6 protein-coding genes are annotated in these 11,561 nt (G+C 52.8%); all 6 read left to right on the forward strand.

Annotated features, from left to right (window positions below; genetic code table 11):
* Positions 1-1,959 (forward strand): type VI secretion system tip protein TssI/VgrG (gene tssI, locus ACTJKS_RS27720; RefSeq protein WP_440828837.1); only part of this gene is annotated, 1,959 nt, incomplete at its 5' end.
* Positions 1,949-2,686: a DUF4123 domain-containing protein gene (locus tag ACTJKS_RS27725; protein WP_440829045.1), complete on the forward strand. Its 738-nt coding sequence runs from the start codon at positions 1,949-1,951 to the stop codon at positions 2,684-2,686. The genes tssI and ACTJKS_RS27725, both read left to right, overlap by 11 nt.
* The gene (locus ACTJKS_RS27730) at positions 2,686-7,560 is read left to right on the forward strand and encodes an RHS repeat-associated core domain-containing protein (RefSeq protein ID WP_440829046.1); all 4,875 of its coding nucleotides are present in this window, start codon (positions 2,686-2,688) and stop codon (positions 7,558-7,560) included. Before ACTJKS_RS27725 ends, ACTJKS_RS27730 begins: the two co-directional genes overlap by 1 nt.
* A gap of 2 nt (positions 7,561-7,562) precedes the next feature.
* Complete coding sequence (locus tag ACTJKS_RS27735; RefSeq protein WP_025112114.1) at positions 7,563-7,784, forward strand: hypothetical protein; 222 nt, start codon at positions 7,563-7,565, stop codon at positions 7,782-7,784.
* A 1,015-nt stretch (positions 7,785-8,799) separates the two neighbouring features.
* On the forward strand, positions 8,800-9,036 hold the full coding sequence (locus ACTJKS_RS27740; RefSeq protein ID WP_440829047.1) for a hypothetical protein: 237 nt from the start codon (positions 8,800-8,802) through the stop codon (positions 9,034-9,036).
* An 11-nt stretch (positions 9,037-9,047) separates the two neighbouring features.
* Positions 9,048-11,561 (forward strand): calcium-binding protein (locus ACTJKS_RS27745; protein WP_440829048.1); only part of this gene is annotated, 2,514 nt, incomplete at its 3' end.

Here is an 11,561-nt window from a genome sequence, read left to right on the forward strand (position 1 = left end):
CGGGAAGCCATCAGCCAGCCTTTTGTGTTCGAGGTGGAGCTGGTCAGTGAGCAGCCGTCGCTGGACCTCGAAACCCTGCTGCACAAACCGGCCTTCCTGCAGCTGTCGCCCGACGGCAGCGGTATCCACGGCCTGATCTACCGCGCCGCGCAAGGCGATTCCGGCAAGCGCCTGACGCGCTACTCCGTGACCCTGCGCCCGCAACTGGCGTACCTGGCGCACCGGATCAACCAGCGGATCTTCCAGAACCTCAGCGTGCCGAAAATCATCGGCAAGGTCCTCGAAGAACACGGCATCCAGGGCAACGCCTACGCCTTCCAGACCGGCTCGATCTACCCCGACCGCATTTACTGCGTGCAATACGACGAATCGGACCTGCATTTCATCCAGCGCCTGTGCGAAGAAGAAGGCATTCACTACCACTTCCAGCACAGCGCCACGGGCCACAAACTGGTGTTCGGCGACGACCAGACGGTGTTCAAGAAACTGGCGCCGGTGGCCTATCAGCAGGACTCCGGCATGGTCGCCAGCAACCCGGTGATCAAACGCTTCGACCTGCGCCTGGAAACCCGTACCAGCCGCACCACCCGCCGCGACTACGACTTCGAAAAACCGCGCCTGACGCTGGAAAGCGAAAACCGCGGCGACGCCCTCCCCGACCTCGAGGACTACGATTACCCGGGCCGTTTCATCGACCGCGAGCGCGGCAAACACCTGGCCAAACGCGCCCTCGAACGTCATCGCAGCGACTTCCAGCTCGCCGAAGGCAAGAGCGACCAGCCGTTGCTGGTCAGCGGCCATTTCCTCGCACTCAAAGAACACCCGAAGGCCAAGTGGAATGACCTGTGGCTGCTCACCGAAGTCCACCACGAAGGCAAGCAGCCGCAGGTGCTGGAAGAGTCGGTCACCAGCGACACCACCGCGCTCAAAGACGATTTCCATCAGGGTTACCGCAACCGCTTCCAGGCCACCCCGTGGGACGTGCCGAACCGCCCGCCCCTGCGCCACCCGAAACCGCGCATCCTCGGCAGCCAGAGCGCCGTGGTCACAGGCCCGAAAGGCGAAGAAATCCACTGCGACGAATACGGCCGCGTGAAAGTCCAGTTCCACTGGGACCGCGACGGCCAGGCCGACGACAAGACCAGCTGCTGGCTGCGTGTCTCCAGCGCCTGGGCCGGCGCCCAGTACGGCGGCATCGCCATCCCGCGCATCGGCATGGAAGTGCTGGTGACATTCCTCGAGGGCGACCCCGACCAGCCGCTGATCAGCGGCTGCCTGTACCACAAGGAAAACACCGTCCCGTACGCCCTGCCGGCGAACAAGACCCGCACCACCTTCAAAACCCTGAGCTCGATGGGCGGTGGCGGCTTCAACGAACTGCGCATCGAAGACAAGAAAGGCCAGGAACAGATCTTCCTCCACGCCCAGCGCGACTGGGACGAGAACATCGAACACGACCAGAAAATCCGCGTCGGCAACGAACGCCACGACGTCGTGGAAAAGAACAGCTACACGGAATTCAAGGCCGAAGAACACCACACGGTTTATGAAGACCGCAAAGTCGAAGCACGGGCCAACGACCACCTGACCGTGGGCGTGAACCAGCACATCAAGATCGGCACCGGACAATTCATCGACGCCGGCCAGGAAATTCACCTGAGCAGTGGCATGAAGGTGGTGCTGGAAGCCGGGGCTGAACTGACGCTGGTCGGCGGTGGCAGCTTCATCAAGATCGACGGCGGCGGCGTGACCATGAGCGGGCCGGCGATCAACATCAACTCCGGTGGTGGACCGGGCAGCGGCACCGGCGCCGCCCCACTGCTGCCGGGCGTGTTGAAGCAGGCGGATGCCGACAAGGCTGGCGCCGTGCTGACCCCGGCGCAAATCAACACTCTCAAACGTAATGCGCCGTTCTGCGAAGAGTGCGAAAAATGCAAGGCAGGTGCCTGTGCCATCTGATCGACTGACACCCAAGGACTGGCTGGCACAACAGCCGTTGCAGACTGGCGAGCGCCTGTACCTGATCGTCAGCGCAGCAAGCGATGCCGACGCGCTGAAAACCCTGTACCTGACCGAACCCACCGCCCAGCTCCTGCCGATCTGGGGCGGCACGCCCTACTCCACCTGGCAACCGGTGATGCCCTACGTCACCGAACTCAAACCGAACTCGGCATTCCTGCCCTGGATCGCCGAAACCGACGCCCTCGACTGGGGCTGGCTGGCCGTCTCACGCGCCGAACCGAACGACGTGTTCGAGCACCTGCGCAGCCTGACACAAGTGAAGATGCCTGACGGGACTGAGGTGTTTTTCCGGTTCTGGGATGGCAGGCATATCTACCCGATTCTGAAGGGGCTGGAAGACAAGGCCGGAGAAGTGCTGCCGGTGTTTGAACGGTATCTGATTAACGGGCAAACGCTGGAGGTTGGGACACGGGTTTTGCCGAAGGTGCGGGATTGGCCGTGGTGGGAAGTGCCGAAGCCGTTGCTGGACAGTTTGACCAAGGAAAACCCTTCGACACTGATTGGCAATCTCCTGCAATGGCTCGAAGAAGAACGTCCGGACATTTACAACGCTTGGCCAGAGAACAACCTGAAGCTGAAAGTCAGCCGTTTCGTGCGCCACCCGGATGCGCCGAAAAACCTTAAAGAAGCACTGTTAAACCACCTGATTCTGGAGCAAGGCTGATGGATCGCGTTGCCACTATTGAAACCCAATTGGACTCCTTCAAAAACAGCCTCAAGCTGTACCGCGAGGAAACCAAGAGCTGGTACGCACAGCTTGCTGACAAAGCCAGCCGAGCAGCTGACATGCCCTCCCTGCTTGGTATGGAGCGCGTGATCAAGGCCGGTGACTCGAGCAAGTCTGTCAGCATGACTGATGGTGATTTTTCATACGTCGCCAAGTGCCCGCTTGTAGGACCATTGCTGATTGAGAGCAAATTCGAATCGGTTTTCGACATTCCTATCGGCGATATCAAAGTCGATATCATTGCCGTGGACGGGGGCGCCAAGTCGACGATTACCTTGGACAAACAGGGCAAAGGCAGTTTTCAGGGACAGCCTGGAAAATCCTATAAAATCCATGTCCACGATCAGGTGACGCCTGCGCAGATCGACACGCTGTTCAAATCCTACGACGGCTTAGCTGCCGATCTCGAAGGATTCCTGCGCAAAGAATGGGCAGGCTTCAAACCGCAGTGGTCGAATCAGAGTGCGTCAGCCAAAGCGATGGCAATTGGGGTCGGCATTCTCGAAGGTGGATGGGAAGCTATCAAAGGCGTTTGGGATGGCATCTCAAAGGCCTTGGACATCCTTCAAAACCCTAAAAAGTTCGCAGAGGATTTAGGGGCCGGTGCAGAGGAACTGATCAAGCTGGCCAAAGAGGCGCCAGATGTGATGAAACAGGCCATGTTGCTTGCCAGCGACGAGGCTGCGCTGTTCTTGATGGTGCATTGCGCTTCAATCTGGGTTTCAGCATTGCCACCGACGCAGGCGGCTGGCCAAACGGCGAAGATGACATCTGCAGCCGTCATCGGAATTCTCATCGACATCGTGATTTCGGTCGTATTGACCGTCGCAGCCGAAGGCGCCGGGCTATTTTATCTGGCCGCACGTTTAGCGAAGTACGGCCAGATCATCGTCAAAGCTGTCACCGGATTCGTGAAGTCGTTATTCAGCATCATCAAGGGCTTCATGGGTTACGTCGGCAAATACGTCGCGGTCGCCGCTCGTGGAGTAGCAACGCGAGTAGAAAAAGGAGTCGCGCAGCTACGTTTTGATGGCAAACGTAATGCGACCGTTGAACACGGCAAGCGCCCTGATGACGCCTCGAAACAATCGAAGAATCCTGACGACAAGAGTGCGGCGCCGGCGCAAGACACCTGCACCAATGGCTGCCCGGTCTCGATGGTCACGGGCGAAGAATTACTGACTCTCACCGATGGCCAACTCGATGGCCTGCTACCGTTTGAGTGGACGCGCCTTTATCGCACTAGTGCGGTCGAGATCGACAGCCGCCTTGGGTTTGGATGGAGCCACGCTCTTTCTCATCGACTGGATCTGGATGATGAGGGCGTCCTGTGGACGGATAACGAAAACCGAACCACTCGTTTTCCCATGCCGACGCAGCAACGCCCCGCCATTATCAACAGCCTGTCGAAAGCGGCCATCTACCTGGGATCGACGCCAGGCGAACTCATCCTGACGCAGGCCGGGCAGAATCCGCGCTTTTATCATTTCCGTGCGGGCCGCTTGATCACCATCAGTGACGCGTACAACAACCAGTTACAGCTGAGTTACGACTTCGCTGACCGAATCCAACGCATCGACAACAACGCCGGACGCTCCCTTTTAGTCCGCCACGAAGACCGTCATATCGTTGCCGTGGATTATCAGCAGCGCCGTGCTGAGTACACGGATCAGGGTCAACGACAGGAGCCTTGGATCACCGTTCAAACGCTGGTGACCTATCGGTACAACGCGCAAGGCCAGCTCATCAGCGCCACCAATGCTGCCGGTGAAACTGAACACTACCGTTACAACGACCATCACGTCATTTTGGAACGACAACTGGCCGGTGGTGCGAGCTTTTTCTGGGAGTGGGAAAACGAAGGCAAATCGTCACGCAGCATCCGTCACTGGGCCAGTTTTTCGCAGATGGACTCGCAGTACGCTTGGGACGATGCCGGCAAGGTTACCGTTACAAACGCTGATGGTAGCGAGCAAGTTTATGTGCATGACGAAAATGCTCGACTCATCAGCGAGACCGCTGCGGACGGCGCTGAGACTCAGAAGGCCTATGACGACAAAGGTCGGCTGATTGCAGAAAAGGATCCTCTCGGAGCAATTACCGAATACCGTTACAACGATGCCGGCCTGCTTGCCGTTGTTATTCCTCCTGAAGATGCGCCGACGTTCTACGAATATCGACATGGCTTTGTGAGTGAGATTCACCGAGGTAAAGCGAGCTGGAAATACCAGCGAAATAGCCAAGGCGATATCACCCGCCAGACAGATCCTGACGGCAACGAAACACACTACAGATACGATGCCCAAGGTCGTGTGCTAGAGATCGTTCATCCAGACGGCGGACGGCATCAGCTCGCCTGGAATGGACTGGGTCAATTGCTCGAAGAAGCATTGCCCGATGGTGGTCGTCGTAAATACCGCTACGACGCACTGGGTCGTCAAATCACCCGCCAGGACGAACACGGCTCGATCACCCATTACCAATGGGATGCGGCTGGCCGCTTGACGCAGACCACACAGCCTGGCGGTGCGACCCGCACTTATACCTATAACGCCTACGGCAAAGTCACAGCCGAGCGCGATGGACTGGGCCGTATTACTCGCTACGAATACGCCGACAACCTGCAACTTGTCAGCCGCCGCATCAACCCGGACGGCAGTGAGCTGCGCTATCGCTATGACAACTCACGCCTGCTGCTGACTGAGATCGAAAATGAGCGGGGCGAACATTATCAGCTCGACTATTACTCAAACGGGCTCATACAGCAGGAAACTGGATTTGATGGTCGCCGTACTGCCTACGAATACGACCTGAATGGGAACCTGCTGAAGAAAACTGAGTACGGCGACGACGGTAGCGAACTGGTCACCGAATATCAGCGTGACTCCGCTGGCCGCCTGCTCGTGAAAACACTGGCTGATGGTGAGGAAATTCACTACAGCTATGACGCGCTCGGTCGCCTGGTCAATGTCGATGACGGTCACTGGCCACTGGCTTATGAATACGACTCCCAAGATCGGCTGATCACCGAGCATCAGGGTTGGGGGACCCTGCGCTACGAGTACGACAGCGTCGGTCAACTCAAACATTGCCGTCTACCGGACGGTAGCAAGCTCGACTATCGCCGATTGTCCGGGGGTAATCTCAGCAACATTGACCTCAACGGTTCTCGCCTCACATCTCACCAGTTCAAGGCTGGTCGTGAACAGCAACGTCAACAAGGCTTGTTGTTGAGTCAGTATCAATACGACGATCAGGGGCGCTTGCAGGCTCACAGCGTCAGCCAACGCGACAGCATCGTACTGCAGCGCCGATATAACTACGACGCGGCGGGTAACCTTGCAGGCATCAATGATAGCTTCAAAGGCTCCCGCAACTTTCATTACGATCCTCTGGATCGCCTGATCAGCGTCCGGGGTGCAACACCGGAGAGCTTCGCGCACGACCCTGCCGGCAATCTGCTGGGCCAGAACAACGAAGGCACCGCCAACGCTGCAAACGTCCAAGGCAACCGGCTGCTCATGCAGGGCGACCGTCACTACGACTACGACGCCTACGGAAATCTGATTCGCGAGCGGCGAGGTACCGGACAGAAGCTCGTCACTGAATACAGCTATGACTGCCAGCATCGCTTGATCGGCGTCAGCCTCCCCGGCGGCAGTATCGCGACCTACAAGTACGACGCCTTCGGTCGACGTATCGAGAAAACAGTCGATGGCCACGCCACCGAATTCCTCTGGCAAGGCGAACGGCTGATTGTAGAGAGTGGTGAAAATCGATATCGCACCTATGTCTATGAGCCGGACAGCTTTCGCCCCTTGGCGATGCTCGACGGTGAAGGCCCACTGAAAGCCACGCCGTTCTATTATCAGCTCGATCAATTGGGCACGCCGCAGGAGCTTACCGATTACAGCGGCGCGATCATGTGGTCGGCCAAGTATCGGGCCTATGGAAACCTGGCTGCGCTGGATGTCGCGGAGATCGACAACCCGCTACGGTTTCAAGGCCAGTATTTCGACGCAGAGAGTGGACTTCATTACAACCGCCACCGGTACTACAACCCGAGCACAGGACGTTTTCTAACCCCCGACCCGGTAAAGCTTGCAGGTGGCCTGAACAACTACCAGTACGCCCCCAACCCTACCGGCTGGGTAGACCCGCTCGGTCTAATGTTCAGGGCGATTACTAAAGCGATTTCTGGTGTTGCGAAAAAGGCACCAATGAAGCCCGCTGCGAACTGCCCCAAGCCTGGAGGATCATCTTCTCCGAGCACTTCCCCTACCCTTGCAGACTCCAGCGTAAAGACTGGAGACGTCACTCCACCGGCAGTCGTCGAGTCGAAGCCAGACTTCTATGTCGGTCCTTCCGGGCCGGACTCGACTTTGCCCGCGACAGGTTACCGATATATGGGCTACAAGAATGCTGATGGAACGGTGAACACTCACGCGCAAAACACTATCAACACTCAGGAAGCAAGGCTCTCGTATTTTGGTTTTGAAAAATTTGAGACGGGAGATGCCGCAACGGAAGCTTTCCAGGTACGAGCACCGAAGCACGTTACCGCGGCCGACCCGGATCCGGCATGGAGCGATGGGCGTCTACGTTTGAAGTTTGACACGCTTCAACTCTACAAAGATGGTGTGCCCAACGCTACAGTGCCGTACGAGCTTGGTGGGAAAGGTCCTAATCTGGAACCGTTCACCAAAGCCTACCCTGAGTACGGTACGGGTGGTGCGCAGCAACTCATCCCCAAACCGGGTACCACCACCATCATCAAAGCGGATGAAGTCACCATCTTGCCGGAGAAGTAACAGTGCTGACCGATCTAGAGGCGCGCATAGCGCTCAAAGAACTGATTGAAAAATACCTCAAGGGAAGAGATCCGGATTACGACCGTCTGATCGAAATTGTACAGGACCCTTCGCGGCAGGTTCCGATAAGAGGTGTGCTCGAGGACATTAGACGGTACAACAAGGTCCAGTACACAAAGCAGGAGCTTGAGCTGATCGACGATCTTTTATATATGTACGGATAATACTTCGGTAAACGTCTATAGCAAAAGCGCCAAACCTAGCGCTCTCTAGAAAAAGTGCTAACATCGGCTGTAGTGAAGCCATTCTACGATGATCGTAGACATAGGCATTTTGGGAGCTTAGTGAAAGCCGATTTTGGCAGAGCAAGCCATTGGAAGGGGCGCGATGAAGTTCACTTTAGCTTAAGGAATCTTCACCGTCTTCAGCGAAATCTAAAAACCCAATGGCCTCGCGGCGCAGCTTCTATCCTCGACTCTCATAGGCATAGCCGCCCCTCCTAGCCAAATAGTGCATCTAAACAACTAAAAGTACGCTCCGAATAACGCTCTTTCAGCAGCCTTATTCATGATTGTATACAACATATAACTCTAAGCCCTCCAATAGAGTTTATGCTTCAGTAACGTAGCCATCCCAGCAGACCATTGTTCCTCCTTCAATCAATGAGTTAGAGAAAAATAGCTGACCTGATTGCATCTGGAATAGCTTGTCAAACACATCTTGAACCACAGAAATGCACACTCTTATTCAGATTGAAAAAATACAATAAGAAGATCCTCAAAATCCGAATCTCACATAGACTAGAAAATCGAAATTTCAAGCGACCTTCAGAAAAAAAAAATTTACCGATCGTCAGCTCAACCTTTCGCTCCGATTGCTGAACTGCATACTATCGAACAGAGGCAACGATTTTTAGTGATTTTTGCAATGCAAGGAAGCCAAAAAAATGCCGGAGCATTCACTTCCATTATTCCAATTCACTAACGCTACATTCACCTACCTTTCCAGGGACTTGGAGCAAAGTCTAGTCAGCACCCTAAGCACCACTGATAGCTTCGCTTGGATTTTTGTTAGCAAAAAAAATGGTAAAACTAAGAAAAGATTTGAAATCAACATACATTACTGGATGGTTTCGAAATCTACGTTACCAAGCACCATCCTATCTAACGGGCGCATCCAGCCGAGACCGCATAGGTCGCAACCAGCCCTTATGCTTACATATTCGCAAAGGAATCATAGATGATTGGCTTAGGCTCTGCATTATTAGTAATAGGGGTGGGAATTATTCTATACGCCTCTGATGTGTTTGGATATTCAAAGTCGGTTAAATCAGAGATCGCTCGATTAAAATCTGCTGAAGCGCCAAACAAAGAACAGCGACATAAACTCATTTATTATAAATCAACATTCACTGCAAGAGTGGCTGGCAGCATCGCTGCAATAGCAGGACTTATTATAATAGCAATATTTCACTAAAGGAATTTAACATGAGCTCCGCTGAAGGAATTGAAACTGCTACAAATGCCATACAATTTCTAGCTAGTAATGCGGGCGCCAAATTAGGAGGACCGATTGGCAAAGCTTATGGAATGTTTCTCAGCGGCCAAGGGGGAATGGTCGGTAGCTTAGCGGACTTTTTCGACAAGTTAGACGATGGAACTGTCACTGAAAAAGATGTGCGCGATGTCTTATATGATGTCGCATCTGTCAGCGCCGGCTTCGGCGTCTTAGCAGGGCTAGCCTCCCCGGTGACGCTTACGATCGTAGGCGCGGTAGGTGCGTTAATATTTGCATATGAAGCGTATCCTTATGTTAGGGACTTTTTAACTCAAGACGATGTTAATGAAGCGATTGAATTTGGGGCAACCAACCCAACGTTAATTACCGACCCTTTGATTGCTTCTATATATCAAAATTTTGCTCACAATTTTTCTCCTTTCGCAGGAGTCGATGAGCAAGTAAATGTTGGTTTCTCTTCTGCACTCAATTTTGTCCGCAGGGCAGATCCGCTTACGCTTGACTTAGATAACGATGGCATTGAAACCATTAGCTCAAATCAAGGTATAACTTTTGACTTCGATGGCGACGGTGTTAAAACTGGCACCGGTTGGGTTTCGGGTGATGATGGATTCTTGGTGTTGGACAAGAACGGTAATGGGCTAATAGATAATGGCAAAGAGTTATTTGGTGGAGACACCATAAGGACTGACGGTACCAAAGCAAAAACTGGATTTCAAGCGCTGAACGATCTGGATATAAATGGTGATGGCGTATTTGACGCAAAGGATCCACTGTTCAGTGAAGTAAGGGTTTGGCAAGATAAAAATCGGGACGGTGTTTCGCAATTATCTGAGCTGTCTAGCTTGAACGAACTGGGCATCGAATCGATCAACATCAAATCCATCGAGTCGGGAGAAGTTAGTAATGATAATGTAATCACTGACGTAGGTAGCTTTGTATTTTCAGATGGGCACGTGGGCGGGGTAAACGGAAACCAAAGCGTCGCGGTCAATCTTGATCTTGCTACGAATCCATTTTACAGAGATTTTTCCGACGTCATTGATCTTGCTCTTGGAACCGAAAAACTACCTGACATGAAGGGATCTGGCGCAGTTCGTAATTTGATAGAATCCGCAAATTTGAACCCGGAACTCGCGGAAACACTTAGACAATATTCTCAAAGCACAACACGCAGCGACCAGATCGGCTTATTAGATAAAATATTGTCTGAATGGGCGGAATCAGCTGTTTTTGACAGCATCGGTGAAAGAATTGAAAACATTAAAATCAACGGCACAAGCTTACACTTCGCCTATTCGTGGGAGGTATCTGCCAACGGAGCTCCTGATGCAGACCAGCTTAAAGACAAAGAGCTCATAGAAAAAATCTCCATACTAGAAGCATTTAACAATCAGAATTTTTTTAACTTCTCAAGCAAAACCAATGCGGACGGCAGCGCCACTATAACAATAACTTCCGGACAATTTGTCCTTGTGCGAAATTTTACTCCACCCCAAGTATTGAACGGAATTTATTTAACCGAAAAAGACCTAGTAGTGAACCAGAGCCAAGAAGACTTTCTCAGCTCATCATATAACCAATTGAGCAACTCATTATATAACTCTCTACTACTGCAAACGCGACTTAACAGCTATACCGATTTGATCGACCTATCACAGACATCATCAGGCATTCAAGCCAACTATGAACCACTGACAGAAAAGTTAAAAACCATTTACGACGCGACCCCGTTACAGGCAATTATAGATGCGATAGAGTTACGCTCTGTCATAGAGGGTGTAAAGTCAAATATCTCCATTGCTTCGCTTCTTTCAAGCTGGCTAACTGACTTGGACGGCGCGAGCTTTGCTGACTTAAAGAATCACTTATCTGGCCAGCATTTTTTTTACATTGGAGAAAGCGCACCCGCCTTTTCCGTGAATGAAAACTTTATAGTTTCAGCTCAGGAGGGTTCTCAAGTAATTGGTGGGCAATCAAACGATATGATTATCGGACTCAATGGAGATGATGTTTTGAATGGAGGGTGGGGGCAAGACACTTTAAATGGAGGAAGAGGTCAAGACAAGTTAATTGGCGGTGCTGGATCAGATACCTTTGTTTTTGAAAGAGGCAGTGGTCTCGACGTGGTGGCAGAGGAAGGACTCAATACCGATATAGATGTAATTTATTTCACAGACATTAAATCAAGCGAGATCGCCGGATTTGAAAGAAGTGGTTACGCCGACTTAATAATTCGTTACGGTGATGGAGACATCCTCACAATTCAAAGCTATTTTACTGGCGCGGTTTATTCCATTGAAGAGTTTAGATTTTCCGATGGAGTAGTTTGGACAGCATCTGAAGTAGCTAAGCATTTGGTAGGCACTGAAGGTGCTGACACTATTGCCGGCGCCATCGGCCAGGACAACGTCATTCGCGGGCTGGGCGGTGATGACACTTTGAATGGCCAGGCCGGTAATGACGTGCTCGACGGAGGGACC

It is taken from the genome of Pseudomonas sp. 22189, assembly GCF_052045635.1.
Lineage (GTDB): Bacteria > Pseudomonadota > Gammaproteobacteria > Pseudomonadales > Pseudomonadaceae > Aquipseudomonas > Aquipseudomonas parakoreensis.

Coding starts and splice junctions, on each gene's coding strand:
- ACTJKS_RS27730 (WP_440829046.1), top strand. CDS start 2,686: ATGGATCGCGTTGCCACTATTGAAACCCAATTGGACTCCTTCAAAAAC.
- ACTJKS_RS27740 (WP_440829047.1), top strand. CDS start 8,800: ATGATTGGCTTAGGCTCTGCATTATTAGTAATAGGGGTGGGAATTATT.